The following is a 24,973-nucleotide window of genomic DNA, read 5'->3' on the forward strand; positions in this document are numbered from 1 at the left end:
CCGTGCTGACGGCCGATGCCCCCGATTGTCGATGAGACGAGCATCGAGACATGTCGCAGCAGATGAAAGCCGCCCGATCGACTCCCGAGCAGAAGGAGCGGCGTCGGCGATCGAAGAGCGGGTGGCCGGCGATCACCGGACTTCTGCTGCTCAGCGTGCTTCCCGTGATCGGTGGAGTGCTTCGTCTGCAGGAGGTGAGCGGGGAACCCGTGAGGACTCTCCTCCTGGCGTCGACGGTCGCGATCGTCGCGCACATCGTGGCGATGACCGTCTACTGCGTTCTCGGGGCGTTCCAGTTCTCACCCGCGCTGCGAACGCGGCATGCCTGGCACCGCGTGGCCGGCCGCGTGCTGATTCCCGCGGGATTCGTCGCGGCCCTCTCAGCGGCCTGGCTCGCGGTCTTCTTCGGTGGTCCACCGGATGAACTCGCGCTCGCGATGGTTCGTCTCGTCTTCGCCGTGGCGATGACCCTGTTCCTCGTGCGGGGCGTGATCGCGATCACACGACGCGACTTCGTGGCGCACGGAGCCTGGATGACCCGCGCCTACGCCACCGCCGTGTCGGGAGGAACCCAGGCGCTCGTCTTCGCGCTGTGGACGATCCCCCTCGGTGAGGTCGACGCCTTCGGTGAGGCATGGCTCGTCGCCGCCGCGTTCATGATCAACAGTGCCGTGGCGGAGCTGCTCATCCGGCGCCGCTCTCGCCGGCGGACGCGCGGGGTGTCGCGCCGTGGTGCGCTTGTATCATGACAGCGTGACCGGGCTCGTGCGTTCCGTGTGGAGTGCGCCGAGCGCTGTGCCCCCTCCGCCGTCCCGAGTCTGGCGGGATTGGGTGCTCCTGGCCCTCGTCGCCGTCCTGGCCGTGGTCGAGGGCATCGTCCGCACCGACCTGACGCAGCCGCTGTTCGCGGTGATCGCCCTCCTCGTCGTGCTGCCGACCGTGCTGTGGCGCCGCACGAAGCCGCTTCTCATGCTCATCATCGTGATGGTGCCGGTCGATCTGCTCCTGCCCGACTCGGCGCTGTACTCGAGTCTCTTCGTGATGGTGAACGTGTACGCCGTGTACCGGTGGGGGGCAGGTCGCGACCTCGTGATCGGGTCGGCCATCCTCCTGGCGAGCCTCGCGCTGACATTCGTCCGCGGGGAAGGCTTCGATGAACTCGTCGGGGGGTTCGCGCTGCTGCTGACGGTCGCCCTGTTCGGCATCGCCTTTCGCTACCGGGCGGGATCGAGACGACGAAGCCTCGACCGGATCCGGATGCTGGAGCGCGAGCACCTGGCTCGCGACCTGCACGACACGGTCGCCCACCATGTCTCGGCGATCGCGATCCGCGCCCAGGCGGGCATCGCGGTGGCCGGGCGGGACTCGCGCGCAGCGCAGGATGCGCTCGGCGTGATCGAGGCGGAGGCGGCCAGGACGCTGAGCGAGCTGAGGTCGATGGTGCGAGTCCTGCGGCAGGGCGAGACGGCCGAGCTTGCGCCGAGCGCCCAGCTGGACGACATCGCGCAGCTCGCCGGAACGCGGCCGGGCGGAACGGTCGTCGTCGTCGAGGTCGCGCGCAACGACGACAGCATCCCGCCACCCGTGGCTGCCGCCGTCTTCCGTCTCGCGCAGGAATCGGTGACCAACGCCCTCCGTCACGCGCGACAGGTCACCCGCGTCGACGTCCGCGTGGAGGCAGACGCGGGTGGTGTGCGCCTGAGAGTGACGAACGACGGAGACGTGGCCGCGTCGCCGACTCCCGGCTTCGGCATCATCGGCATGAGGGAGCGTGCTGCCCTCCTCGGCGGTGCCTGCGAGGCGGGTCCGGCGTCAGGCGGCGGATGGATCGTCAACGCGGTGCTGCCCCGCGCCGGGTGGGCGCCATGATGATCCGAGTGCTCGTCGCCGACGATCAGGAACTCGTGCGCACCGGACTGAGCATGATCCTCGGCGCCCAAACCGACATCGAAGTCGTCGGTCAGGCGGCCGACGGCACCGAAGCGGTCGCCCTCGCCCGCAGTCTGCGACCGGACGTGTGCCTGTTCGACATCCGGATGCCCGGCCTCGATGGCATCGAGGCGACCCGGATGCTCGCCGGCCCAGGGGTGCCCGATCCCATGGCGGTCGTCCTCATCACGACCTTCGACCTCGACGAGTACGTCTTCGCGGGATTGCGGGCCGGCGCCAGAGGGTTCCTGCTCAAGGACGCCGGGTCGGAGCTGCTCGCCCAGGCGATCCGCGCCGCAGCGAGCGGTGATGCCCTGATCGCCCCCAACGTGACGGTGCGCCTGCTCGAGGCCTTCGCCGGATCGGCCGCCGCCGCACCATCGCCGCCGCCGGTCGAGTCGCTGACCGAGCGCGAGGAGCAGGTGCTCGCGAAGGTGTCTGCGGGTCTGAGCAACGGCGAGATCGCGCGCGAGCTGTTCATCACCCTCAGCACGGTGAAGACGCACGTGGCGAGCCTCATGACCAAGCTCGGGGTCCGCAATCGCGTCGAGATCGCCATCTGGGCGCATCAGACGGGGCGCATGAGCCCACGAGCCACGGGCGGGGAACACCGGAATCGATGACGGCCGGGACGCGTCGAGGCAGTCCCCGGTACGCCGCAGCCAACACCGCATCCCGGTATATCGGAGTTGTATACCGGTTGCCGCGTAATCCCCCCGCTTTTTCCTGATCTCTTAGATGTGTCGCATTGGGAGCGACGCGAATCGGATGGGGAGAACGATGACTGGGGAGCGTGGTGTCGTGCGTGCACGGACGAAGAGGATGAATGAGGCCAGGAGAGCCGGGGGAGCGAGGCCGCGACAGCGCGGCATCGTGGCGATCATCGTGGGGATGGTCTTGGCGATCGCGGGGCTGCTCGGCTCCACCGCGCCCGCGATGGCGGCTCCGTCCGTGACCTATCCGGGGGCGATCGGCAGCGTCTCGCTCGAGAACGTGAACGGCGGTGGCCCGCTGGTGCAATGGCAGACCGTGCGGATCACGGGCGAGTGGGCCGTCCCGACCGGGGCGCAGGCAGGGGAGACCTTCGGGATGACCCTGCCCGCGGAGTTCAGCCGTCAGTCGGCCGGTGAGTTCACGATCACAGACCCCGTGACGGGTCTGGTCATGGCGAACTGCGTCGTCGCTGCCGGCCAGGGGCCGGACATGGTGTGCACTCTGACCGCAGCGGTCGACGGCCTCGAGGAGGTCGGCGGCTCGTTCTGGATGGAGGCGCGGGCTTCGCAGTCGACGACCAGCGAGACCGTCGAGTTCGACCTGGGCGACACGATCGAGATCGTCGACCTGCCCGGTGACGGTGGAGTCGTACCGGGAGATTCGGCGGAAGAGGACGAGCCCTACAAGTTCGGCGGCGCGACCGCGACCGACGGGCTGCTGAGATGGGTCATCGGGATTCCGAGCGGCTATGTCGACGATGGCGCCTTCACGATCACCGACACCCTCGATGCCGGACTGACCGAGCACCGCTACACCGGGGAGTTCCATCTGGCGCGACGCGCTGTCGAGAACGGTGCAGTGGTCGGCGACTGGAGCGCGGTCGATTCGTCGGCCTACGTGATCGATCTCGCCGACGACGGGCGCTCATTCGAGTTCGCCGTCACCGATCTGCCGACCGGCGGATTCGCTTACGAGCTCGTGTACTTCACGCAGGCGGATGCGCCGGTGTCCGAGGGAGATGTCTTCGGCAACCACGCGATCGTCAACACGTTCGCGACCTCGGCGACCCACACGGTCGTCGAAACGGGTGGTGGCGACGGCAGTGGTGTCTCGTACACGACGTTCGGCATCACGAAGGAGCTCACCGGCGCGCAGGCGGATGCCGCTCGGGATGCGACCTACACCGTGCGCTATTCGGTCGAGGGTTCGGATGCGGCAGCCACCACGATGACGGTTCCGGTGGGGGAGTCGGTGCTCAGCGGACGTGCTCCGCTCGGTTCGACCTTCGTGATCGAGGAGATCGATCTGCCTGAGATCCAGGGTGTGACCTGGGGTGAGTGGACGATCACCGGCGACGGCGTCGTCGACGTCGGAGACGGCACCTTCGAGGTCACGCCGGAAACCACGGCCGGTATCGAGCTCACCCTCACCAACATCGCCAACCCGGTGCCCGTCGTGACGCCGACGCCGACTCCGACGCCGACCCCGGCCACGCCGGTTCCGACCCCGACCCCGACGCCGGTCGCAACTCCGGCACCGACTCCGGCGCCGACGCAGACCCCGGTCGCGGCTCCCGGCGAGCTCGCTCTGACGGGAGGCGAATCGGGCGCGGCATTCCTGTCGTTGGCGGTCGCACTGATCGTCGGTGGCGGACTGGCCACCGGAATCGCCGCCAGGCGCCGTTCGAGCGCCGGACGTCGCTGACCCCGACACGCACCGAAGCCCACTCGCGTTCGGCGAGTGGGCTTCCGTGCGTTCGACGTCGTTGTCTCAGCGGATCGCGTAGACGGCGCTGCCGACGATCACCGCGACGATCGTCGTCCAGCCGATGATCGCGACAGCCTGCCAGATGAGGATGCGGACCTTGCCGACACCCGCCGCGGCGAGCATCGTGGCGGTGAACTGCGTCGGCAGCAGCAGCGGACCGAGCAGGCTGACCCCCGGCACGCCGTAGCGCTCGAACGCCCGCTGGAACTTCTCGCGGCGGGCGCCACCGCGGTCGGAGTCGATCGTGTCTGCGGGTGCCGCCTCGACGGCTCCGCCACCGGCCGCAACGGCCTGCCGGCTGCGGGACCGGTTCACGATCGCGGTGCGTGCACCGGAGCTCGCGATGACGAGCACGGCCACGCAGAGGAAGTTGCCGACGATCGCCGCGACGGCCGCGATCACCGGATTGATGCCGCCGATGATGCCGATCGACACGGCTCCCTCGCCCTCGATGAAGGGGATGGCGCCCGCGAGGGCGACGATGAGCGGCTGAATGAGTTCAGGCACCTGGGCGACGAAGCCCTGGAAGGTCTCGATGAGATTCATGGGTGGCTCCTGCCGGTCTGAGCGACGGTGTCTCCGTCGCGATGCATCCAGTCCACCGTCTGATGTCGCGCTGCGGCAGTGCCGAACCGTCACTGCTTTCCGGGTGGTTCGCCCGCGGCATCCATGACATGTGTCACGCCCGTATCGTGGGGGCATGCGCAGCACTTCTCCGGTCGTCGATCCTGCCGACGACCCACCCCCGGGAGCCCGCCAGCTCGCCCGAGGCATCACCGCGACCTGGTGGTACACGGTGTCGGCCGTGGCCTTCCTCGAGCTCTTCCTGGTGCTGGTCTGGACGCTGCAGGCGCTCGCCGTGCCCGGCGATGCGACGGCGGCGCTCGTCGTCGGCGTGGGCGGCCTGCTCTGGTGGGGCTCCACCATCGTGCTGCTCGCGGACTATCGGCACCGGCTGGATGCCGAGCCGGGCATCGCGTGGACGCGCATCGCCCTTCCGCTGCTCATCGCGGTCGGCTACGGGATCGCGGGCGGCCTCGTGCTCGACAGCTGGCTGCTCGCGCTCATGCCCATCGCTCAGTCGGTGCTGCTGCTCAACTGGCCCAAGGGGGTGCGCCTGCGGATGGTCGTCCTGACCACCGTGGTGCTCGTGCTCGTCGCCGTCGCCGACGCCGCTCGGGGCGCGACCGAGATCGCGCTCCCCGGCTGGATCCCTGCGCTGTACGCGATCCTCATCCCGGCGATGTCGGTGAGCTCGCTGTGGTGGTGGGATGTGCTGGTCACCGTCGATCGTGCGAGGGCGTCGGAGGCCCGCCTCGCCGCGACGCAGGAGCGTCTGCGCGTGGCGACCGACGTGCACGACCTCCAGGGGCACCACCTGCAGGTGATCGCGTTGCAGCTCGAACTGGCCGAGCGCCTGATGAGGATCGATCCCGACGCCGCTCTCGAGCAGCTCCGGGCCGCGAGGGTCAGCGTCGACGAAGCCAGGCAGGGGACCCGAGATCTGGCGACGCGCTTCCGCTCGGTGCCGCTGGGTGACGAGGTGGCGAATGCCCGAGACCTTCTCGCCGCGGCCGGACTCTCCGTCGAGGCCGACATCGCACCCGACGCCGATGAGGCGCCGTCATCGGCTCTCGGTCCCGTCATCAGGGAGACGACCACGAATGTCCTGAGGCACGGGGCCGGGCGACGGGCTCGGCTCGACCTTCGCAGGGTCGACGACGGGTGGCGCTACGAGGTCGCGAACGATGTGGTGACCGGCGTGGCGACACACCCCGTCGGGTCGGGCCTCGACGGAGTGCGACGCCGGATCTCGGAGGCGGGAGGAACCCTGGAGATCCGCGAGGATGCCGACGAGTTCATCGTCTCGGTGACGGTTCCGCGATCCGATGTGTCGACCGCAGATGGGCAGAGCCGATGATCCGTGTGCTCCTCGCTGACGATGAGGGGATGATCCGTTCGGCGCTCGCCGCCCTGTTGCGTCTGGAAGGAGACATCGAGGTGGTCGCCGAGTGCGCCGACGGTGAGCAGGCGCTCGCGGCCGCGCTCGCTCTGACGCCCGACGTGTGCCTGCTCGATCTCGAGATGCCCGGTCTCGACGGTGTGGAGGTCGCGGAGCGATTGAACCGAGCCATCGTCACGCGCTGCGTGGTGGTCACCCGTCACGCGCGGCCCGGGGTGCTTCGGCGGGCTCTCGCATCGGGTGTCGCGGGCTTCCTGCCGAAGTCACGAGGAGCGGATCAGGTCGCCGATGTCATCCGCAGGGTCGCCGCGGGTGCCCGCTACGTCGACCCTGAGATCGCGGCCGACGCGCTGAGCGACGAACGGTCGCCCCTCACGGATCGGGAGCTGGACGTGCTCCGCGCCGGGCGCCGCGGTGAGACGACGACCCAGATCGCCAGGACCCTCTCGCTCGCGCCCGGCACGGTGCGCAACCACATCTCGGCGGTGCTCGCGAAGCTGTCGGTCGGCACTCGCCAGCAGGCGGTGCTGATGGCCGAGGAGCGCGGCTGGATCTGACTGCGCGGACGCCTGACCCGTGAAGCCCGGAAGGGCGGGTGGGGCCGTGGGAGTTGCCCCACCCGCGAGCCGCTCAAAGGGGAGAGTGCGGCTCAGACCCGAAACCGGCTCGTATCCCCCCAGGCCGACTTCAGGTCTCGTATGCAAGACCCCGAACTCGACGGAAAGTGACGCGGGCGGGAATTCTTTCTGGAACTCCGTGGTCGTCAGTGCATGTGACGCGCGTCGTCGTGACGGTGGTCGTCGTGCACGTGCTCGTGGTCGTGGTCGTGGTGCTCGTGCTCGTCCTCGAGGATCATGCCGATCGAAGTGGCACAGGCGTCGCCCTTCCAGGCTTCGAGACCCTCGCGTACCGCGAAGACCGCGATGACGAGGCCGGCGACGGCATCCGCCCACCACCACCCGAACAGGCTGTTGACGCCGAGTCCGATGAGCACGGCGGCCGAGAGGTAGCTGCAGATCAGTGTCTGCTTCGAGTCGGCGACGGCCGTGGTCGACCCGACCTCGAGGCCGGCGCGTCGCTCGGCGAACGACACGAGCGGCATCACGATCACACTGACCGCGGTCAGCACGAGACCGACCGTGCTGTGCTCCGGCCGATCATCGCCGAGCAGCGACAGCACCGACGACGTGACGACATAGGCCGCGAGAGCGAAGAACGCGACGGCGATGACACGGAGGGTGGGCGTCTCCCAGCGCTCGGGGTCGCGTCGCGTGAACTGCCAGGCCACGGCCGCTGCCGAGAGCACCTCGATGCTCGAGTCGAGCCCGAACCCGATCAGCGCGGCCGACGATGCGACTGACCCTGCGGCGATCGCGACGGCCGCCTCGATCACGTTGTAGACGATCGTGAACGCCACGATGAGGCGGATGCGGCGGTGCAGAGTCGCGCGCCGTTCGGCGGTGAGAGTGCTCGTCGACATCAGCAGCTGCATCCTTCGCCGTCGCAGCAGTCCGGTTCGACGATCAGCGTGATGCGCATGAGCTCGTCGAGCGCGGTCGCGAGATGCGGGTCGGCGAGCGCGTAGCGGCTGCGGCGTCCGTCCTGGACGCTTTCGACGAGCCCGCATCCTCGAAGGCACGCGAGATGGTTCGACAGGAGCTGTCGGCTGACCCCGAGCTCGTCCGCGATGTCGGACGGGTACGCCGGCGCCGCTCGAAGCGCCAGCAGGATGGCTGCGCGCGTCGAGTCCGACAGGGCATGACCCAGGCGGGCGACGGCGGCGGTATGGGTGGGCGAGGCGGCGAGGGTCACGATGCAACTGTACAGAGAAGCGTGAATTAAGAGAATCGTGAATCTATGGTGACGCGCGGCAACATCCCCGACATCTTCGCTCGGTACCGTGAATCGGGCGGCGACATCGGATCGAGAGGGCGACATGGGAGTGACGGTCGAGCGGGTGGCATGGTCGCATCCGGATGCGGAGCGGCTCAGGGCCGCGCAGCGCAGCGAACTCGATGCGCGGTACGGCAGCGACGACCATGAGCCGGGCGTCATCCCCTCGGCGGACGACGTGCCCGTCTTCCTCGTCGCACGAGAGGAGAGCGGGCTCGCCATCGTATGCGGCGGTCTCCGACCCCTCGATCCGGCCGTGCTCGGAACCGACGTCGCAGAGATCAAGCGGATGTACGCGGCTCCCTCCGCGCGCGGGACGGGCGCGGCTGTGGCGCTGCTCCGCGCACTCGAGGGAGAAGCGCGCCTGCTCGGCATCCGGTCCCTCGTGCTCGAGACGGGCACCGCTCAGCCGGATGCCGTGCGCTTCTACGAACGCGAGGGCTACGGACCGATCCCGCTGTTCGGCCACTACATCGGCAGCGGTCTGTCCCTGTGCTTCGCCAAGTCTCTCTGACCTGGCCGAAAGGCGATCAGCGCGCAGGTGCGACGATCGCCGCGGACTCGGGTGCGAGCACGACGGTCCGCGCGATCGTCCGCACGGGCGCCGTCTCCAGCAGTATCCGCGAGTCGGGGGCGAGATCGAACTCCACCTCCTGCTCGGCGAGATTCACGAGCACCGACACCTCGCCTCGTTCGATCCGGTAGGCCCGGTTCTCCGGTGCGCCTTCCGTCTTCGACACGATGACGTGGTTGTGCGACATCTCGGGATCGGTCAACTCGGGCACCTCGCGCCGCAGGGAGATCAGGCGTCGATACAGATCGAAGATGCGGGCGTGCGATGCCGATGCGAGCTCGCTCCAGTCCAGCCGCGATCGCTCGAACGTAGCCGCGTCCTGTGGGTCGGGCACGGCGGCCGGGTCCCATCCCATGCGCGCGAACTCCGCGATCCGCCCCTCCGCGGTGGCTTTCGCGAGCTCCGGTTCCTTGTGCGACGTGAAGAACTGCCACGGGGTGGACGCAGCCCACTCCTCGCCCATGAACAGCATGGGGGTGCCCGGTGCGGTCAGGGTGAGAACCGCGGCGACGGCGAGTCGATCGGAGGAGAGCGAAGCGGTCAGCCGATCTCCCGCTGCACGGTTGCCGATCTGGTCGTGGTCCTGCGCGAATGTGACCAGTCGCCAGGCAGGGACGCTCGGCGGCAGCGGCGCGCCGTGCGTGCGCCCGCGGAAGGACGAGTACGTCCCGTCGTGGAAGAACCCGGTCTGAGTGACCTTCGCCAGCGCGTCCGGCGCGGCGAAGTCGGCGTAGTACCCGTCGGTCTCGCCGGTGAGCGCGACGTGCACCGCGTGATGCCAGTCGTCTGACCACTGCGCGGTGAGGCCGTTCCCTCCCTCCTCGTGGGAGAGGACCATGACCGGGTCGTTCAGATCCGACTCGGCGATCAGGCTCAGCGGGCGATCGACCTCGCGAGCGAGCGCATCTACGCGCTCGGACAGCTCGTGCAGGAGGTGCGGGGTGCTCTCGTCGTGCAGTGCGTGCACGGCGTCGAGCCGCAGCCCGTCGACGTGGAAGTCACGGAGCCACATCAGCGCGTTCTCGATGATGTACTCGCGCACGGCCGGCTCGTCGAGGTTCACCGAGTCGCCCCACGCCGTGTGCCGGCCCTCGCGCAGATACGGACCGAACTCGGGCAGGTAGTTGCCGCTGGGTCCGAGGTGGTTGTAGACGACGTCCTGGATCACCGCGATGCCGCGTGAGTGGGCGGCGTCGACGAACCGCTGGTATGCGGCGGGTCCGCCGTACCCCTCATGCACGGCGTACCAGAGCACGCCGTCGTAACCCCAGTTCCAGTCGCCGCTGAACGCGTTGACCGGGAGCAGCTCGACATGCGTGATGCCGAGTTCGACGAGGTGATCGAGATGCCCGATGAGCGCGTCGAGCGTGCCGTCCGGTGTGAATGTCCCGACGTGCAGCTCGTAGATCACGCCACCGTCGAGCGGCGCACCGCGCCAGTCCCCGTCGGTCCACTCGAAGCGGGCCGGATCGAAGAGAGCCGAGGGCCCGTGCACGCCCCGCGGCTGCCGCAGCGACCGCGGATCAGGGCGCAGGTCGGTGCTGTCGCCGAGGAGGAAGCCATAGCGCTCGCCCTCGGACATCGCCACGTCGGTGCTCCACCATCCCGAACCGTCATCAGCCGACGTGAGGTCGTGCTCCGAGATCGTGGTGCACGCGGGTGTCAGACGACGCAGCCGCACGCTGTCGGCGCGGGGAGCCCAGACCGAGATCATCGCTCGTCCACCAGCAGCGCGACCGGATACGTGTCGAGCAGGTCGGCCAGCCGGATCGGACCGCGGCCGAAGCGGCGACCGGTGATCGCGTCCGTCGCCGGCAGTTCGCGGCGCAGCAGCACGGTGTCGCCCCATCCGCCGCGGCGCTCGAGTCCGACGGGCAGACGCGACGCCACCGCCAGCACACCGCCCCGGTCCATCGCGACCACATGATCCGACGCCTCACCGGCGACACCGCCCGGGCGATACCGGTAGAAGAGCTCGGGGTTGTCCCGGCGCAGACGCAACGTGCGCGACGTGACGAGCATCTTCGCGAGGCCCGAGTCGTCGATGGGAGGAAGGATGCCGCGAGAGACGTCGGCATCGAGTCGACCCAGCATCGCCGAACGCGCTGCGAAATCGACCGGCCGCCGGTTGTCGGGGTCGACGAGCGAGTGGTCCCACAGCTCGGTGCCCTGGTAGACGTCGGGCACACCGGGAGCTGCGAGCTGCAGGAGCTTCGCGGACAGCGAGTTGACTCGACCGGGGTCGACGATCTCGCCGACGAATCCCTCGAGGATCGGTCGAGCCCGCCCGTTCGCCGCCTCGGCGATCGCGTCGACGCCCTTCTCGAACTCGAGGTCCGGATGCTGCCATCCGGTCGACTCCGCAGCCTCGCGCGCGGCCTTCAGCCCGTAGGCGAGCAGGCGCTCCGACGAGATCGGCCATGCTCCGACCGCGGCCTGCCAGAGAAGGGAATCGAGTGGCCCGTGTCCTGTCGAGGCGACGGCACGGAGCTCGGTCAGCACCTGCGCCCAGCGGTCCGGAATCTCGGAGAGCACCGACAGACGCGCACGGACGTCCTCGGATCGCTTGGTGTCATGGGTTGACAGAGCGGTGAGCGAGTACGGCCACGACGCGAGCCGCGCCTGCTGGGCGTCATGGAACTCGTCGACCGAGACGGAGGCGATCGAGGGATCGCCGCCGACCTCGGTGAGGGTGCCGAGGCGGGTGTGGCGGTAGAACGCGGTGTCCTCCACGCCCTTGGCCATCACCGCTCCCGTCACCTGCGGAAAGCGCTGCGAGACCTCGAGCGAGGTGTCGAGCAGCAGGGGCGTCAGCTCGGCGATCGATCCCGCGAGGTCGGGGCGGCGCCGTGCGGCGTCGTCGATCGCGTGCTGCAGATGCTCGCGTCCCGCCGGGAGGTAGGACCGGTAGACCGGGAAGCTCGCCACGATCTCGGCGAGCGCGTCCTCGGCGCCGACCACGCCGAACGGCAGAGCCCTGACGAGGCGTCGCACCTCGGACTGCAGGAGGTCGTCGGCGATCATCCGCTTCGTGGAGTGGATCAGGTCGGCCCATGACTTCGCGGCCGGCAGACCGGTCTCGTCCCGCAGCCGCGAGTCGAGGAGGTCGAGGGCTGCGACTCCGTCGCCGTCGATCAGCACGCGGTCGATCTCGCCCATCGCGTCGTAGCCGGTCGTGCCGTCGGTGCGCCACCAGGACGGCAGCTGCTCACCCGGTTCGAGGATCTTCTCGACGACCGTGTACGCGCCGCCGGTGATGTCGGCGAGTCGCTCGAGGTACTCGCCGGGATCCGTCAGCCCGTCGGGATGGTCGACGCGGAGTCCGTCGGCCAGACCGTCGGTGATCCACCGGGCGATCTCGCGGTGCGACTCCTCGAAGACATCCGGGATCTCGACGCGGATGCCGGCGAGCTCGGACACGGCGAAGAACCGACGGTAGTCGAGGTCGGTGTTCTGGTCCTCCCAGAACCGCAGCTCGTAGTGCTGGGCGTCGAGGAGGGCAGGCAGATCGTCTGCGAGCTCTCCCGATCCCGGTGCCAGGGGAAGCACGTGGTCGAAGTACGACAGCGTTCCGTCGGGGGCATCGTCGGCCGGGGTCGTGTCGACGACGATCTCATCGGCTGACAGCACCTCCGCGAGCGACGACCCGAGGATCGGCAGTCGCACCCGTCCGTCGGACAGTCGCGGGTCGACGTCGAATGCCAGCGCATGGCGCGATGAGCGCCCGAGTCGCAGCAGATCCCACCACCAGAGGTTCGCGCGCGGGACGGCCACGCCGACGTGGTTCGGGACGATGTCGACGAGGACCCCGAGCCCCGCTGAGCGGGCCGCGGCGGAGAAGCGCTCGAGCCCCTCGGGGCCACCGCGGGCATCGTCGACCCGGGAATGATCGACGACGTCGTAGCCGTGGTCCGACCCCGGCACGGCCGCGAGCAGCGGTGAGAGGTACGCCCACGAGGCACCCAGCTCGGTGAGGTACTCCGTGATCGATGCCGCGTCGTCGAGCGTGAAACCCGCTCGGATCTGCAGACGATAGGTCGAGAGCGGGCGGTGGGTCATCGAGGCAGCTCCGGGGTCGGGGCGGGTGACGGAGCTTCGGCGCGCTCGGTCTGGATGCGCAGCGAGGCCTCGACGGAGTCGTCCGTCGGCACCTCGGTCTGATCGACTTCGCGCAGCACCAGCATCGAGTTGGCTTCGAGGGTCACCGGAGCGCAGGCGTCGATCGCGTCGCCTCCGGCACGGTCGCCGGCGGTGTCGACGGCGACCTCCCACGCACGCCCGTGGCGCTCGTCGGGGAGCACGGCGTCGATAGCCTCCGTCCCGCTGTGGAAGTAGACGAGGAAGTTCTGATCCGTCACCGGCTGTCCACGGCGGTCCTTCTCGCGGATGCCCTGTCCGTTCAAGAACATGCCGATCGCGAGACCGAATCCGGAATCCCAGTCCTCGGGCTCCATCCGGCGGCCGTCGGGTCGCAGCCAGACCACATCCGGCACTCGTTCGCCGTCCTCCGACCGCACCGGCCGGCCGTCGAAGAACCGGCTGCGGCGGAACGTCGGGTGCATGCGGCGCAGTCTCGCCACCGCTGCCGTGAACTCGACGAGAGGACGATCCGCCGCCTCCCAATCGACCCAGGTGAGCTCGTTGTCCTGCGCGTAACCGTTGTTGTTGCCGTCCTGGGTGCGACCGAGCTCGTCGCCGTGCGCGATCATCGGCACTCCCTGCGACAGCAGCAGTGTTGCGAGGAAGTTGCGCTGCTGTCGGGCGCGGACGCGGTTGATCGTCTCGTCGTCGGTGGGCCCCTCGACGCCGTTGTTGCTCGAGCGGTTGTGGGATTCGCCGTCGTTGTTGTCCTCGCCGTTGGCCTCGTTGTGCTTCTCGTTGTACGACACGAGGTCGCGCAGCGTGAAGCCGTCGTGAGCGGTGACGAAGTTGATCGACGCCACGGGACGCCGACCGGAGTGCTCGTAAAGGTCGGCGGAACCGGTGAGACGCGATGCGAACTCGCCGAGCGCCTGCGGCTCACCGCGCCAGAAGTCGCGCACGGTGTCGCGGTACTTGCCGTTCCACTCGGTCCACTGCGGAGGGAAGTTGCCGACCTGGTATCCGCCGGGGCCCACATCCCACGGCTCGGCGATGAGCTTCACCTGCGAGACGATCGGATCCTGCTGCACCAGCTCGAAGAAGGCCGCGAGACGGTCGACGTCGTAGAACTCGCGCGCGAGAGTCGAGGCGAGATCGAAGCGGAAGCCGTCGACATGCATCTCCGTGACCCAGTACCGCAGCGAGTCCATGATCAGCTGCAGCGCGTGCGGGTTGCCGGCGTTGAGGCTGTTGCCCGTGCCCGTGTAGTCGGTGTAGTAGCGACGGTCCTCTTCGAGGCGGTAGTACGCCTCGTTGTCGATGCCCCGCATCGACAGCATCGGCCCCATGTGGTTGCCCTCGGCGGTGTGGTTGTAGACCACGTCGAGGATGACCTCGATCCCCGCCGAGTGCAGTGCGCGCACCATGGCCTTGAACTCCTGCACCTGCTGACCGTGCTGCCCGCTGGAGGAGTAGTCGTTGTGCGGCGCGAAGAAGGCGAGCGTGTTGTAGCCCCAGTAGTTCGTGAGGCCCTTTTCCTCGAGGGTCGAGTCGTAGACGAACTGATGCACCGGCATCAGCTCGATCGCGGTGACGCCGAGGTGCACCAGGTGCTCGATGACCGACGGGTGGCCGATGGCCGCATACGTGCCCCGCAGCTCCTCGGGGATGTCCGGGTGCAGCTGGGTCAGTCCCTTGACGTGCGCCTCGTAGATCACGCTCTGTGCGTAAGGGGTCTTGGGCAGTCGGTCGCCCGCCCACTCGAAGAACGGGTTCACGACGACGCCCTTGACCATCGTCGCGGCGGAGTCTTCATCGTTGCGGGAATCGGGGTCGCCGAAGTCGTAGCCGAACAGGGGCTGCCCCCAGTCGACCCGGCCGGCCACGGATTTCGCGTACGGGTCGAGGAGGAGCTTGTTCGGGTTGAATCGCTTTCCCTGCGCGGGGTCGTACGGTCCGTGCACGCGGTATCCGTAGAGCTGTCCGGGCTGCACGGAGGGCAGATAGCCGTGCCAGACGAACGCGTCGACCTCTTCGAGCGGGACGCGCTCCTCGCTGCCGTCGTCGTCGAACAGGCACAGTTCGACCTTCTCGGCGCCCTCGCTGAACAGGGCGAAGTTCGTGCCCTGGCCGTCGAAGGTCGCGCCGAGCGGGTAGGGGGAACCGGGCCAGATCTCGTGGCTCACTGAGCGCGCCGCTTCGAGACGGCGCGGTGCAGGACAGTCCTCACCGCGTCGTGGAAGTCATGCACCTGAGCGATCTCGTCGGCGTGCGGGTAAGGGTGGCCGACGTAGCAGACGAAGACAGGATGCACGTGCTCGACGTATCCGACGGGGCCGTCGTGCAGCACGACGTAGCGATCGAGGTCGACACGCTCGTAGAGGGGTTCGGCCGGCGTCGAGGCTGTCGTGGGAGCCTGGCCGTCCGCGGGCTTGTGGTCATGCGCGGTATGGGTCTTCGCAGTCATGAGGGCTCCTGTTCTGTTGATGGGGTCCACGCTAAGAGATACGAGTTCACAGCGGAACACCATTGCCTCCGCGCGATGAACGCGCTATGTCGTGAGACGCGCATCCTGATCGTGAAATCACCCCGCGCCCACCTGCGACAATGGAAGCCCCGTGCCGATCCCGAACCGAGGAGCTCCCGTGCAGTACATCTCCACCCGAGGCGGCATGCAGCCGCTGCCGTACTGCGAGACCCTGCTCGAGGGGCTCGCGCCCGACGGAGGACTGGCCGTCCCCGAGACGATGCCCACGGTCGACGGAGAGACGCTCGAGCGCTGGCGTGCCCTGACGTATCCGCAGCTCGCCACCGAGGTGCTCGGTCTCTTCGCCACGGACATCCCGCGGGCCGATCTCGCCCGCATGACGGAGGCCGCCTACGAGCCGTTCCCTGAAGAGGTCGTGCCCCTGCGGTCGATCGGCGACGATCTCACCCTGGTGGGTCTCTCCGAGGGGCCGACCCTCGCTTTCAAGGACATGGCCATGCAGTTCCTCGGGCAGGTCGTCGAGTACGCGCTCGAGCGCAAGGGCTCTGTCCTGAACATCCTCGGCGCGACCTCGGGAGACACCGGCTCGGCTGCCGAGCACGCTCTTCGCGGCAAGGACCGCATCTCGGTGTTCATGCTGTCCCCGAAGGGGCGCATGAGTGCGTTCCAGCGCGCGCAGATGTTCTCGCTCGACGATGACAACATCCACAACATCGTCGTCGACGGCGTGTTCGACGATTGCCAGAACCTCGTCAAGTCCCTCGCCGGCGACCTCGACTTCAAGCGCGCTCAGCACCTCGGTGCGGTCAACTCGATCAACCTCGCCCGCATCACCGCCCAGGTCGTCTACTACTTCTGGGCGTGGCTGCGTGCGACGGACGCCGGCGGATGGACCGAGGTGTCGTTCACGGTGCCGTCCGGAAACTTCGGCAACATCCTCTCGGGGTTCTTCGCAAAGGAGATGGGGCTGCCCATCCGTCGCCTCGTGCTCGCCGCCAACGAGAACAACGTCCTCGACGAGTTCTTCCGCACCGGCGTCTACCGGCCGCGGAGCGCCGCGCAGACGCTCGCCACCTCGAGCCCGTCGATGGACATCTCGAAGGCGTCGAACCTCGAGCGCTTCATCTTCGAACTCGTGGGTCGTGACGCAAGCCGCGTCGTGAAGGCCTGGCAGGAGCTCGACACCCAGGGTTTCTTCGATTTCACCTCCGATCTGGCGCGTTTCGTCGAGGAGTTCGGCATCGTCAGCGGCACCTCGACGCACGACGACAGGCTCGCGACGATCAGGTCCGTCTATGAGGCGACGGGGGACATCATCGACCCGCACACGGCCGACGGAGTCAAGGTCGCTCGCGAGAACGTCGAGCCCGGTGTGCCCATGCTCGTGCTCGAGACGGCGAAGCCGCAGAAGTTCGCCGAGACGATCCGCGAGGCGATCGGCGTCGAGCTCGAGTACTCCTCAGAGCTGCGCGCGATGCTCGACGCTCCGCAGCGCAGGACCGAGATGGCCGACGACGAGCACGAGCTCCGAGCGTTCATCGAGGCCGAAGCCCTGCGCTGAGCGACTCACTCGGGGTCGCCGTGCAGCATCCAGGGCACTCCGAAACGATCGACGAGCATTCCGAACGTGCCGCCCCACGGCGGGGTGTCGAGCGGCATGGTGATCGCCGCACCGTCGGACAGGGCGTCCCAGACCTGTTGCGTCTTCTCCTGCGAGTTGCCGCTGAGTGAGACCGAGAATCCCTGGGGCGGCTCGAACGGGATGCCGTCGGGGGTGTCTGAGGCCATGAGCACCAGGCCGTCCGGCGTCGTGAGCTGCGCATGCATCACGAGATCGTGCTGATCCGGGTTCTGGACCATGTCGGGGAACTCGCCGAACACGTTGATCTCGAGATCACCGCCGAGCACGCCCTGATAGAACTCCATCGCCTGTCGCGCCTCGGTGCGGAACGAGAGATAGGGATTGAGATTGGCCATGACTGCCCCCAGCCTTGTCAGGCGGGGCCGCCGTCGGTCCCGCTGCGGCTCATTCTGCGCCGGGGGTCGGACATCCGCAAGAGCGACGTCGCGCTCAGGCGGGGAGGGCCTTCACCGCCGCCGTGAGCACCTGAGGCACCGTCGGCACACCTTCGGCGCGGAACACTTCTGCGCCCGAATCATCGCGGATGATGACGGTCGGGGTGAAGCGGATGTCGAGCGCCTCCGCGGCATCCGGTTCTCTCGCGACGTCGATCTCGGTGACGGTCGCGTCGGGAAGGTAGCGCACGGCGTCCTCCACGACCGAGCGGGTGCGCGAGCACGCTCCGCAGAACGCGGAGGTCACGAGCGTCAGTTCCATGGCTCTCCTCTCGGCTCTCGAGGTGCAACCGCGCACCGTCTCGCGGTGTTCCCGAGCCGCGATCAGAACGAGGTGCGCTTGACGAGGCCCCGGTTCGTGCGGATGTGCTCGTAGTCCCATTGCACGACCCGCGACTCCGACAGCCAGACGGCGAGCCGGTCGGTGTCGATCTCCGAGGCGGAGGTGAATCTCTTCTCGGCGGCCTCGAAGGATCCTGAGGCGACGAGTCCGGGCTCTGCGAACGACTGGCCGCTCCAGAACATCAGTCGGACGGCATCCTTCAAGCGGTCGTATCCGACGATCGGATTGCCGTCGAGGAACCAGACCGGGTGCGCGTGCCAGACCTTTGCGGCGGCGTCGGGGAGTGCTCGGTCGATCTCGTCCGCGAGGAGGTCGCAGATCAGCCGATCCTCCGAGCTGAGCCTGCGGTGGTAGTCGGCGATCTCAGGCGCACGGGTCATGCTGCGAGTATGGCGCGTGCGACGGCAGACGTCGAGAGAGTCACACGGAAGACGTGGTCGCGCGCGGATGCAGCAAGCCGGAGATCGCACCCAGAGCAGCTCCGACGAGGGTGTCGACGATCCTCTCCCCGGCGACGTCCATCGAACCGATCTCGCCCGTCGCTGCGCCCGTCAGCAGAAGCACCAGAGGGGTGATGAAGACGAGCGCGAGAGCGTAGTGCCTGACGACGACGAGCTCGATCGTGAACTGCAGCGCGCCCAGCAGCAGAGCGAGCCACAGCCCCGACGGATGCAGCAGCGCGAGCAGCGCGTACACGCCGGCCCCGACCACGGTTCCGAGCATGCGATGGAGTCCGCGCTGGACGGCGGCGCGACGGGCGGCGGCCACGCCGATCACCGCCACCGCCGACCCCACGATCCAGTACGTCCGGGTGGGGTCGATCACCAGTCCCAGCAGGACGCCGATGACGGCGACGATCGCGACCCGGATCACGAGCATGCGCGAATCGGGGGTGAATGCGGGGCCCGGGAGCAGCTCGCTCAGCGGCCGAGCGGAGATCGAGCGCGCTCGAGGACGCAGAAGCGGCGCCATCGCGACCAGATAGGAGAACACGCAGCCGGCCGCGAGTGCCCCGAGATAGGTCAGCGGTGCCAGGGGCGAGCTCGCCACGACGTGCGCCGACAGGCCGAAGACCAGCACGAAGAAGAGCGGTCCGGGCGGGCCGAGCCGGAACCCGAACGCCAGGGCAGCGCTGACGACCGCGACCACCACGACGCCGATGCTCACGAGCCAGGCGTTGGCGGAGACAGCCACTCCGAGAGCGGCGCTGACGATGAGGCCCGCGGCGACGAACGGCAGGATCCTCGCCCGATCGATCACCGGTGCCGTCCCGGCGAAGAGGACCGTGAACGCGCCCGAGGCCGCGACGTAGCCGAGCGACGGCTCGCCGAGCACGGTCATGACCGCTATCGGCACCGCGATGCCCAGCGCCGCTTGGGTGGCGAGATGCCAGCGCGGACCGCGCTTGGGTGCCAGGGCGAACAGGCTCATCCCTCCATTGTCTCGCGGCGCCGGCGCCGAGCAGGACGGACGTCGACCGGAGTACGGCGAGCCGGCGGGAATCGCCCCGGCGATACGATGGCCGACGTGACGGAACCTCGACCGGGAATCGCCGAACGGCTTTCGCAGATGATCCAGCTGCCGACCGTGTCGGCCGAGGTCGAGGAGCGCGGAACCGAGCCGTTCGAGTCGTTCGTCGCTCTGATCGCGCAGCTCTACCCGCTCGTCCACGAGCATCTCGCACTCGAACGGCACACCGATTTCGGGCTGCTCTTCCACTGGACGGGCAGGGACGCCGGCGCTGCGGGGCCGGTCGTGCTGATGGCGCATTATGACGTCGTCCCCGTCGACGAGAGCGACGCATGGACGCATCCCCCGTTCGAGGGCGTCATCGCCGACGGAGTCGTCTACGGTCGTGGTGCTCTCGATGACAAGGGTCCGCTGATCGTCGTGCTCGAGGCGGTCGAGAACCTGCTCGCCGACGGGTTCACCCCCGCACGGGACGTCTACCTGTCGTTCGGGGGCAATGAGGAGACCTTCGGTCGAGCAGCCGAGGAGATCGCCCGCGTCCTGCGCGATCGCGGCATCATCCCGTGGCTCGTGGTGGACGAGGGCGGCGCCGTCGTGGATGCGCCGCTGCCCTTCGTTCCGGGACGGGCGGCGATGATCGGCGTGGGGGAGAAGGGCGTCATGACGCTCACGCTCTCGGCGCGTGGTGAGGGCGGTCACGCCTCGGCACCGCCCGCTCTCACAGCGGTCCGGCGCGTGGCGAGGGCCGTCGATCGGCTTGGCCCCCGCACGTTCCGACCGCGTCCGTCGAAGGCGATCGGACGGATGCTGTCGCAGCTCGGAGCTCAGACTCCCGGTCCGGCAGGGCATCTGCTCAGGCTGCTCGGCTCGGCCCCGCCGGTCACCGGCCGGCTGTTCGCCGCGCTCGGCGGCGAGCCCGCAGCACTCGTGCGCACAACGGTGGCTCCGACCATGCAGTCGGGCGGCACTGCCGCGAACGTCCTGCCGTCGCAGGCCTCGGCGACGGTCAACCTGCGCATCGCGCTGGGTGAGACGACGCAGCAGACGGTGCTGCGGGTGCGTCGGCGCATCCGGGATCCGCTCATCACCGTATCCGTCGAGGAGGCGAGCGAACCGTCGCCCGAGTCCGCGACCGACAACGCCCAGTTCACGCTGCTCGCCGACGCTCTCGCCGTCTCTCACCCGGGAGTCCCCGCGGTGCCGTACGTGATGATGGCGGCGACGGACTCCCGCCACTTCCACCGTTTCGCCCCCGCCGTCTACCGCTTCGCGCCGCTCGAGATGTCGAACGCACAGCGGGCGTCGATCCACGGCGTCGATGAGAACGTCGAGATCGTCGCGCTCGAGCGGGGGGAGCGGTTCCATCGGGCGCTCCTCGAGCGGCTAGGGTGATCTCACCCCTCCGCGGGCGCTTCGGCGCCCGATCCAGTCCTTTCATCGAGGAGCCGCGATGACGCGCACCCGAACTCTGGGAACCCTCGCCACCGTCGTCGGCTTCCTCGCCTTCGTCGAGTTCACCAGCGGCGTGCTGCAGGGCTACTACACGCCCATGCTCACGGACATCGCGCGGCACCTCGGCATCCACGACGCCGATGTCAACTGGCTCGAGGGCACCCAGCTCATGCTGTCGGCTCTGGTGGTGCCCGCTTTCGCGAAGCTCGGCGACATGGTCGGCCACAAGCGGATGCTGCTCATCTCGACGGCGCTCACCGCCGCGGCGGCGCTCGTCCTGCCCTTCACCGATTCGTTCCCCGTGTTCCTGATCGGCTGGACGCTGATGGGGTTCTACGTCGTCTGGCTGCCGCTCGAGATCGCGCTCATCTGGTCGCGCTCCCGTCGCATGGAGGGGCGTTCGTCGATCACGGCGAAGGCCGCGGGACTCCTCGTCGCGGCGCTCGAAGGCGGCGCGATCATCGGTGCGCTCGTGGGCGGAGCCCTGATCGATGTCCTGCCCCTGACGGTGGTGCTGCTCATCCCCGCCGTGCTCATCGTCGTGTGCTTCTTCGTGATCCTGTTCGGGGTGAAGGAGTCTCCCGATCCCACCGGCGGTGTCTTCGACACTGTCGGCGTCGTGCTGATCTCGCTCGCCCTGATCTGCTTCACCGGGGGTCTCAGCCTGCTCCGTCTCGAGGGCGGACTCGTCAACCCCTGGTCCTGGGCCGTCGTCGTCCTCGGCCTTCTGCTCGTCATCCCGTTCGTGCTCTGGGAGCTGCGCTGCGACGACCCGCTCATCGACGTGCGCATGTTCCGCTCGCCGGCACTCGGCCCGGTCTTCCTCACCGCCGGCCTGTTCGGGGTGAGCGTGCTGGGTGCACAGGCGCCGCTGTCGACGTTCGCCCGCACCGACCCCGGTGTCTACGGCTACGGGCTCGGAACCACGGGTTTCGCGACGTCCCTGATCATCGGGCTCTACCTGATCGCGATGATCGCGGGAGCCCTGCTGTTCCCGCTCATCGCTCGTCTGCTGACTCCGCGGATCACCCTGATGGGCGCATCTCTGCTCGTCGGCCTCGGCTTCCTGCTGTTCCTTCCGTTCCACGATTCGTACGTGCAGGTGGTGACCAACATGGTCATCGTCGGCCTCGGCTCGGGTGCTCTCGTGGCCGCCCTTCCCGCGGCTGCGGCATCGGCGGCTCCGGCGACCCAGACGGGCGTCGCGACAGGCCTCACGAACTCGGTCAAGACCGTGGGCGGAGCGATCGCCTCGTGCATCTTCGGGATCGCGCTCCTCAACGGCGTGAGCGGGGCGGTCGAAGGCACTGCGGGATCATTCGCCGGGTACATCACCGTGTGGGTGGTCTGCGGTGTGACCGCGCTGATCGCCGCCGCGATCCTCGTCTTCGTTCCGAAAGAGGCCTTCACCGACCGCACGGATGCCGAGGCCGTCGCCGCACCCGTGGTCTGAGCTGCGGGCGGCCGGCTGCCGGTGTCAGTCGTCAGTCGCGGTCGAGGCCGAATGAGCGCTTGACGACGGCCTGCATGTCGCGGTCGAGTCCGTCGATCCGCGTGTTCACGGCATCGAAGCGGGCGTTCATCTCGCCCCGGAGTCCGCCGATCTGTGCGTTCATCTCCCCGCGCAGCCCGCCGATCTCGGTGCGCACCACGCGGATGAACAACGTCGAGACGACCGTGAGCATGCCGAACATGAGCGCGGTGAAGCACCCGATCATGGTCCAGATCTGAGCGTCGTTCATGAGGTGCACCGTGTCATCCTCGCATCGTTCCAGACGAGGAATCGGAAGAGGCGTCGCTGTATACCGCCATCCCGAACAGTGGGAGGAACTCGTGTTCCGGCCTCGGTGTGCAGGAGAGCCGGGCTCACGCGCCGCAGAGCGCGCGCGTCACTCGGACTCGCGCGGCGGGTTGTGCATGAACTCGATACGGATGCCGTCGGCATCCTCCACGAACGAGGCGTAGTAGCGCTCCGTGTATCGCGGATATTCCTTGGGCTCGCGCACGGCCGACCATCCCGCATCGCGCGCGACGGCGTGAAGGCGGTCGACCTCGTCTCGCGTCGACACCGAGAAAGCGATGTGCTGCCATCCCACGCGGCCGTGACGATGGGGCCCGGATTCCTCATCCCAGGCGTACAGGATGATCTCGGTCTCGTCGCCGTTGTGCCACGAGATCGAGTGGTCGTCCTCGCCGCCGCTCTGATAGCCGAGGGCCGTCAGCACGGGATGGAACTGCGCGCGACCGCGCTCCAGCTCGTCGACGGTGATGCCCAGGTGATCCAGAAGAGCCATGCGTCCAGTCTTCCAGTCGGCGCCCGGATCGCACTAGTGCGGAGCGTGGTACTCCGCTTCGCCCCGCTTCCAATAGCCCTTGACCACCGCGTTCGCGGAGTCGACGCCCCACCGGCTGAGCAGCGCGCGCCCGGGCTTCACGACCGACTGCTCGGCGGCGATGAACACGAACGGGTCGTCGCCGACCGAATCGTCGGCGGTCAGGCGGTCGAGGAATGCGATGAGGGCGGAGCCTTCGGCGGCGTCGCCACGGTGCAGCCATTCCACGTCCACCGGGGTGTCGATCTCGATCTCCCGGCCGACGGAGGCCGTCTCGATCACGATGCGGGCGGGCACCCCGGCGGGTATCGACGAGGCGAAGCGTCGGATCGCCGGGATGGCGGTCTCGTCTCCGACGAGAAGCCAGGATCCGGGGCTGCCGCTGAGCACGGCCGAACCGCGGGGGCCACCGACTCCGATCGATGCACCCAGCGGAGCGGTCGCGGCCCACGGGGCGCCGACCCCTGCGTCGCCGTGCACCGCGAACTCGACGTCGAGCCAGTCGTCGCCCCAGGCGAGAGGTGTGTACTCGCGACTCGGCGCCTCCCGCATCTGCTCGAGGGACTCCACGGGACCGGACGGGAAGAAGAGGCGCATGTGGTCGTCGGAGCCGGGAGAGTCGAAGCCCTCGAGGTCACTGCCACTGAGTCGGACACGCACGTAGCCAGGGGCCAGCCATTCCCGGGCGGTCAGCGTGACGGTGCGGAAGCGCAGATCGAGGCCGCGGCGCTCGATGGAGAAGCGGGATTTCGTATCGCTCATAAAGTAAGGCTAACCTATCTTGGAGGTGGAGTTAGGGCATCCTAAGTCCACCGTTCCCGCGCCGTTTCCGCGCACCCATCACCGCAGAACAGGAGTCTCTCCATGTCCATGCCCAGAATCCTCACCGCTACGAGCGTCGGTCTCGTCGGCCTCCTCACCCTCGCCGGCTGCGCCTCCGGCTCCGACGCCGAGCCGGAGGGGACCGCAGCCGCAGCGGACTCGGTCACCGTCGAGGACAACAGCGGATCGCACGAGATCGCCACGCCCCCTGCATCCGTCGTCGCACTGGACAACCGCACGTTCCAGACCCTCTCCGACTGGGGAGTCGAGCTCTCGGCCGGCGCTGTCGCGCTCATGCCGGACACCGTGTCGTACCTCGACGACGAGTCGATCGTCGACATCGGCCTGCACAGCGAGCCCGACCTCGAGGCGATCGTCGCCGTCGAACCCGACCTCATCATCAGCGGCCAGCGATTCACCCAGCACAACGAGGCGATCGCCGAGCTCGTGCCGGACGCCACGATCATCGACCTCGAGCCGCGCGAGGGCGAGCCCTTCGACGAGGAGCTCAAGCGTCAGACCACCGTCCTCGGCGAGATCTTCGGCAAGCAGGACGAGGCGCAGGCGCTCGTCGACGATTTCGACGCGGCCGTCGAGCGGGCCAAGGCCGCATACGACGACGCCGACACCGTCATGGCGGTGAACACCTCCGGCGGCGAGATCGGGTACCTCGCGCCGACCGTCGGGCGCTCGCTCGGACCGATCTACGACATCCTCGGTCTGACGCCGGCGCTCGAGGTCGATGACGCCTCCGACGACCACCAGGGCGACGACATCTCCGTCGAGGCGATCGCCTCCTCCAACCCCGACTGGCTTCTCGTGCTCGACCGCGATGCGGTCTTCGCCGCCGAGACCCCCGACTACGTGCAGGCGTCCGAGATCCTCGAGAGCTCGGAGGCGCTCGCCGGCGTCACCGCCGTCGCTGACGAGCAGATCGTCTACATGCCCACGGACACCTACCTGAACGAGGGCATCCAGACGTACACCACGTTCCTCGAGGACCTCGCCGACGCGCTCGAGGCCGCGCAGAAGTAGGGCCGACCGGCGGCATCCGCTCCGAGCGGATGCC

General features: G+C 68.5%; 25 protein-coding genes. 11 read left to right on the top strand and 14 right to left on the bottom strand.

Annotated elements, in window-relative coordinates:
* Positions 1–50 precede the first annotated feature (50 nt).
* The 4 genes from ACIPV5_RS05800 to ACIPV5_RS05815 all read left to right on the top strand — a co-directional run bounded on the left by ACIPV5_RS05800 (position 51) and on the right by ACIPV5_RS05815 (position 4,347).
* Positions 51–749, top strand: a complete 699-nt coding sequence (locus ACIPV5_RS05800; protein ID WP_150115154.1) for a DUF2306 domain-containing protein — start codon at positions 51–53, stop codon at positions 747–749.
* Positions 750–753: 4 nt separating this feature from the next.
* The gene (locus tag ACIPV5_RS05805) at positions 754–1,869 is read left to right on the top strand and encodes a sensor histidine kinase (protein ID WP_150115155.1); all 1,116 of its coding nucleotides are present in this window, start codon (positions 754–756) and stop codon (positions 1,867–1,869) included.
* Entirely contained in the window at positions 1,866–2,552 is a 687-nt protein-coding gene (locus tag ACIPV5_RS05810; protein WP_056277718.1) for a response regulator transcription factor, read from the top strand. The genes ACIPV5_RS05805 and ACIPV5_RS05810 overlap by 4 nt, the downstream gene beginning before the upstream one ends.
* Before the next feature lie 250 nt (positions 2,553–2,802).
* A complete protein-coding gene (locus ACIPV5_RS05815) occupies positions 2,803–4,347 on the top strand; it encodes an Ig-like domain-containing protein (protein WP_400340293.1) in 1,545 nt (514 codons plus the stop codon).
* 66 nt (positions 4,348–4,413) lie between these two features.
* On the opposite strand, the gene ACIPV5_RS05820 is transcribed toward ACIPV5_RS05815, so the two are convergent.
* Positions 4,414–4,956, bottom strand: coding sequence for a hypothetical protein (locus ACIPV5_RS05820; RefSeq protein WP_053098813.1), 543 nt, complete (start codon positions 4,954–4,956; stop codon positions 4,414–4,416).
* 154 nt (positions 4,957–5,110) lie between these two features.
* Between ACIPV5_RS05820 and ACIPV5_RS05825 the strand changes: the two genes are divergently transcribed.
* The gene (locus ACIPV5_RS05825) at positions 5,111–6,331 is read left to right on the top strand and encodes a sensor histidine kinase (RefSeq protein ID WP_295102089.1); all 1,221 of its coding nucleotides are present in this window, start codon (positions 5,111–5,113) and stop codon (positions 6,329–6,331) included.
* Positions 6,328–6,930: a response regulator transcription factor gene (locus ACIPV5_RS05830; protein ID WP_053098815.1), complete on the top strand. Its 603-nt coding sequence runs from the start codon at positions 6,328–6,330 to the stop codon at positions 6,928–6,930. Before ACIPV5_RS05825 ends, ACIPV5_RS05830 begins: the two co-directional genes overlap by 4 nt.
* Positions 6,931–7,136: 206 nt before the next feature.
* On the opposite strand, the gene ACIPV5_RS05835 is transcribed toward ACIPV5_RS05830, so the two are convergent.
* Both ACIPV5_RS05835 and ACIPV5_RS05840 read right to left on the bottom strand, forming a co-directional pair.
* On the bottom strand, positions 7,137–7,853 hold the full coding sequence (locus ACIPV5_RS05835) for a cation transporter (RefSeq protein ID WP_400340295.1): 717 nt from the start codon (positions 7,851–7,853) through the stop codon (positions 7,137–7,139).
* Complete coding sequence (locus ACIPV5_RS05840) at positions 7,853–8,188, bottom strand: helix-turn-helix transcriptional regulator (RefSeq protein WP_053099385.1); 336 nt, start codon at positions 8,186–8,188, stop codon at positions 7,853–7,855. Before ACIPV5_RS05840 ends, ACIPV5_RS05835 begins: the two co-directional genes overlap by 1 nt.
* 121 nt (positions 8,189–8,309) lie before the next feature.
* Here ACIPV5_RS05840 and ACIPV5_RS05845 point away from each other — a divergent pair, with 121 nt between their 5' ends.
* Positions 8,310–8,780 (top strand): GNAT family N-acetyltransferase, encoded by a 471-nt coding sequence (locus tag ACIPV5_RS05845; RefSeq protein ID WP_400340297.1) that lies wholly within the window; start codon positions 8,310–8,312, stop codon positions 8,778–8,780.
* 16 nt (positions 8,781–8,796) lie between these two features.
* On the opposite strand, the gene treZ is transcribed toward ACIPV5_RS05845, so the two are convergent.
* From treZ to ACIPV5_RS05865, 4 genes are read right to left on the bottom strand one after another with little or no spacing between them, the layout of a single operon-like run.
* Positions 8,797–10,554: a malto-oligosyltrehalose trehalohydrolase gene (treZ, locus tag ACIPV5_RS05850; protein ID WP_400340299.1), complete on the bottom strand. Its 1,758-nt coding sequence runs from the start codon at positions 10,552–10,554 to the stop codon at positions 8,797–8,799.
* On the bottom strand, positions 10,551–12,899 hold the full coding sequence (gene treY, locus ACIPV5_RS05855) for a malto-oligosyltrehalose synthase (RefSeq protein ID WP_400340301.1): 2,349 nt from the start codon (positions 12,897–12,899) through the stop codon (positions 10,551–10,553). Before treY ends, treZ begins: the two co-directional genes overlap by 4 nt.
* The gene (gene glgX, locus ACIPV5_RS05860; RefSeq protein ID WP_400340302.1) at positions 12,896–15,106 is read right to left on the bottom strand and encodes a glycogen debranching protein GlgX; all 2,211 of its coding nucleotides are present in this window, start codon (positions 15,104–15,106) and stop codon (positions 12,896–12,898) included. Before glgX ends, treY begins: the two co-directional genes overlap by 4 nt.
* Positions 15,103–15,387, bottom strand: a complete 285-nt coding sequence (locus tag ACIPV5_RS05865) for a hypothetical protein (protein ID WP_053098820.1) — start codon at positions 15,385–15,387, stop codon at positions 15,103–15,105. Before ACIPV5_RS05865 ends, glgX begins: the two co-directional genes overlap by 4 nt.
* A gap of 178 nt (positions 15,388–15,565) precedes the next feature.
* Here ACIPV5_RS05865 and thrC point away from each other — a divergent pair, with 178 nt between their 5' ends.
* A complete protein-coding gene (gene thrC, locus ACIPV5_RS05870) occupies positions 15,566–16,969 on the top strand; it encodes a threonine synthase (RefSeq protein WP_072592216.1) in 1,404 nt (467 codons plus the stop codon).
* Between the two features lie 5 nt (positions 16,970–16,974).
* On the opposite strand, the gene ACIPV5_RS05875 is transcribed toward thrC, so the two are convergent.
* From ACIPV5_RS05875 to ACIPV5_RS05890, 4 genes are all read right to left on the bottom strand, one after another.
* Positions 16,975–17,385 carry a VOC family protein gene (locus ACIPV5_RS05875; protein WP_053098821.1) on the bottom strand — a complete coding sequence of 137 codons (411 nt, stop codon included), beginning with the start codon at positions 17,383–17,385 and terminating at the stop codon, positions 16,975–16,977.
* A gap of 94 nt (positions 17,386–17,479) precedes the next feature.
* On the bottom strand, positions 17,480–17,746 hold the full coding sequence (locus ACIPV5_RS05880; RefSeq protein ID WP_053098822.1) for a thioredoxin domain-containing protein: 267 nt from the start codon (positions 17,744–17,746) through the stop codon (positions 17,480–17,482).
* Between the two features lie 62 nt (positions 17,747–17,808).
* A complete protein-coding gene (locus ACIPV5_RS05885) occupies positions 17,809–18,207 on the bottom strand; it encodes a DUF1801 domain-containing protein (RefSeq protein WP_053098823.1) in 399 nt (132 codons plus the stop codon).
* Positions 18,208–18,247: 40 nt separating this feature from the next.
* The gene (locus ACIPV5_RS05890) at positions 18,248–19,258 is read right to left on the bottom strand and encodes an FUSC family protein (RefSeq protein WP_400340305.1); all 1,011 of its coding nucleotides are present in this window, start codon (positions 19,256–19,258) and stop codon (positions 18,248–18,250) included.
* A gap of 87 nt (positions 19,259–19,345) precedes the next feature.
* Here ACIPV5_RS05890 and ACIPV5_RS05895 point away from each other — a divergent pair, with 87 nt between their 5' ends.
* Positions 19,346–20,689: a M20/M25/M40 family metallo-hydrolase gene (locus ACIPV5_RS05895; protein WP_053098825.1), complete on the top strand. Its 1,344-nt coding sequence runs from the start codon at positions 19,346–19,348 to the stop codon at positions 20,687–20,689.
* Positions 20,690–20,747: 58 nt separating this feature from the next.
* Positions 20,748–22,202, top strand: coding sequence for an MFS transporter (locus tag ACIPV5_RS05900; RefSeq protein WP_400340307.1), 1,455 nt, complete (start codon positions 20,748–20,750; stop codon positions 22,200–22,202).
* Between the two features lie 31 nt (positions 22,203–22,233).
* Here ACIPV5_RS05900 and ACIPV5_RS05905 read toward each other — a convergent pair whose 3' ends face one another.
* The 3 genes from ACIPV5_RS05905 to ACIPV5_RS05915 all read right to left on the bottom strand — a co-directional run bounded on the left by ACIPV5_RS05905 (position 22,234) and on the right by ACIPV5_RS05915 (position 23,844).
* On the bottom strand, positions 22,234–22,491 hold the full coding sequence (locus ACIPV5_RS05905; protein WP_072592217.1) for a hypothetical protein: 258 nt from the start codon (positions 22,489–22,491) through the stop codon (positions 22,234–22,236).
* Between the two features lie 147 nt (positions 22,492–22,638).
* Positions 22,639–23,043 carry a VOC family protein gene (locus ACIPV5_RS05910; protein ID WP_400340309.1) on the bottom strand — a complete coding sequence of 135 codons (405 nt, stop codon included), beginning with the start codon at positions 23,041–23,043 and terminating at the stop codon, positions 22,639–22,641.
* A 33-nt stretch (positions 23,044–23,076) separates the two neighbouring features.
* Entirely contained in the window at positions 23,077–23,844 is a 768-nt protein-coding gene (locus tag ACIPV5_RS05915) for a siderophore-interacting protein (protein WP_187249977.1), read from the bottom strand.
* A 102-nt stretch (positions 23,845–23,946) separates the two neighbouring features.
* On the opposite strand from ACIPV5_RS05915, the gene ACIPV5_RS05920 reads away from it, so the two are divergent.
* Positions 23,947–24,939: a siderophore ABC transporter substrate-binding protein gene (locus ACIPV5_RS05920; protein ID WP_056277055.1), complete on the top strand. Its 993-nt coding sequence runs from the start codon at positions 23,947–23,949 to the stop codon at positions 24,937–24,939.
* Positions 24,940–24,973: the final 34 nt, after the last annotated feature.

The sequence above is a fragment of the Microbacterium sp. NPDC090014 genome (genome assembly GCF_044748285.1).
Taxonomy (GTDB): Bacteria; Actinomycetota; Actinomycetes; order Actinomycetales; family Microbacteriaceae; genus Microbacterium.

Bases quoted from the DNA above. Each gene is read 5' to 3' on its own strand.
- ACIPV5_RS05800 (WP_150115154.1), top strand. From the start codon at position 51: ATGTCGCAGCAGATGAAAGCCGCCCGATCGACTCCCGAGCAGAAGGAG.
- ACIPV5_RS05810 (WP_056277718.1), top strand. From the start codon at position 1,866: ATGATGATCCGAGTGCTCGTCGCCGACGATCAGGAACTCGTGCGCACC.
- ACIPV5_RS05820 (WP_053098813.1), bottom strand. From the start codon at position 4,956: ATGAATCTCATCGAGACCTTCCAGGGCTTCGTCGCCCAGGTGCCTGAA.
- ACIPV5_RS05825 (WP_295102089.1), top strand. From the start codon at position 5,111: ATGCGCAGCACTTCTCCGGTCGTCGATCCTGCCGACGACCCACCCCCG.
- ACIPV5_RS05830 (WP_053098815.1), top strand. From the start codon at position 6,328: ATGATCCGTGTGCTCCTCGCTGACGATGAGGGGATGATCCGTTCGGCG.
- ACIPV5_RS05835 (WP_400340295.1), bottom strand. From the start codon at position 7,853: ATGTCGACGAGCACTCTCACCGCCGAACGGCGCGCGACTCTGCACCGC.
- ACIPV5_RS05845 (WP_400340297.1), top strand. From the start codon at position 8,310: ATGGGAGTGACGGTCGAGCGGGTGGCATGGTCGCATCCGGATGCGGAG.
- treZ (WP_400340299.1), bottom strand. From the start codon at position 10,554: ATGATCTCGGTCTGGGCTCCCCGCGCCGACAGCGTGCGGCTGCGTCGT.
- treY (WP_400340301.1), bottom strand. From the start codon at position 12,899: ATGACCCACCGCCCGCTCTCGACCTATCGTCTGCAGATCCGAGCGGGT.
- ACIPV5_RS05865 (WP_053098820.1), bottom strand. From the start codon at position 15,387: ATGACTGCGAAGACCCATACCGCGCATGACCACAAGCCCGCGGACGGC.
- ACIPV5_RS05875 (WP_053098821.1), bottom strand. From the start codon at position 17,385: ATGGCCAATCTCAATCCCTATCTCTCGTTCCGCACCGAGGCGCGACAG.
- ACIPV5_RS05880 (WP_053098822.1), bottom strand. From the start codon at position 17,746: ATGGAACTGACGCTCGTGACCTCCGCGTTCTGCGGAGCGTGCTCGCGC.
- ACIPV5_RS05885 (WP_053098823.1), bottom strand. From the start codon at position 18,207: ATGACCCGTGCGCCTGAGATCGCCGACTACCACCGCAGGCTCAGCTCG.
- ACIPV5_RS05890 (WP_400340305.1), bottom strand. From the start codon at position 19,258: ATGAGCCTGTTCGCCCTGGCACCCAAGCGCGGTCCGCGCTGGCATCTC.
- ACIPV5_RS05895 (WP_053098825.1), top strand. From the start codon at position 19,346: ATGGCCGACGTGACGGAACCTCGACCGGGAATCGCCGAACGGCTTTCG.
- ACIPV5_RS05900 (WP_400340307.1), top strand. From the start codon at position 20,748: ATGACGCGCACCCGAACTCTGGGAACCCTCGCCACCGTCGTCGGCTTC.
- ACIPV5_RS05905 (WP_072592217.1), bottom strand. From the start codon at position 22,491: ATGAACGACGCTCAGATCTGGACCATGATCGGGTGCTTCACCGCGCTC.
- ACIPV5_RS05910 (WP_400340309.1), bottom strand. From the start codon at position 23,043: ATGGCTCTTCTGGATCACCTGGGCATCACCGTCGACGAGCTGGAGCGC.
- ACIPV5_RS05915 (WP_187249977.1), bottom strand. From the start codon at position 23,844: ATGAGCGATACGAAATCCCGCTTCTCCATCGAGCGCCGCGGCCTCGAT.
- ACIPV5_RS05920 (WP_056277055.1), top strand. From the start codon at position 23,947: ATGTCCATGCCCAGAATCCTCACCGCTACGAGCGTCGGTCTCGTCGGC.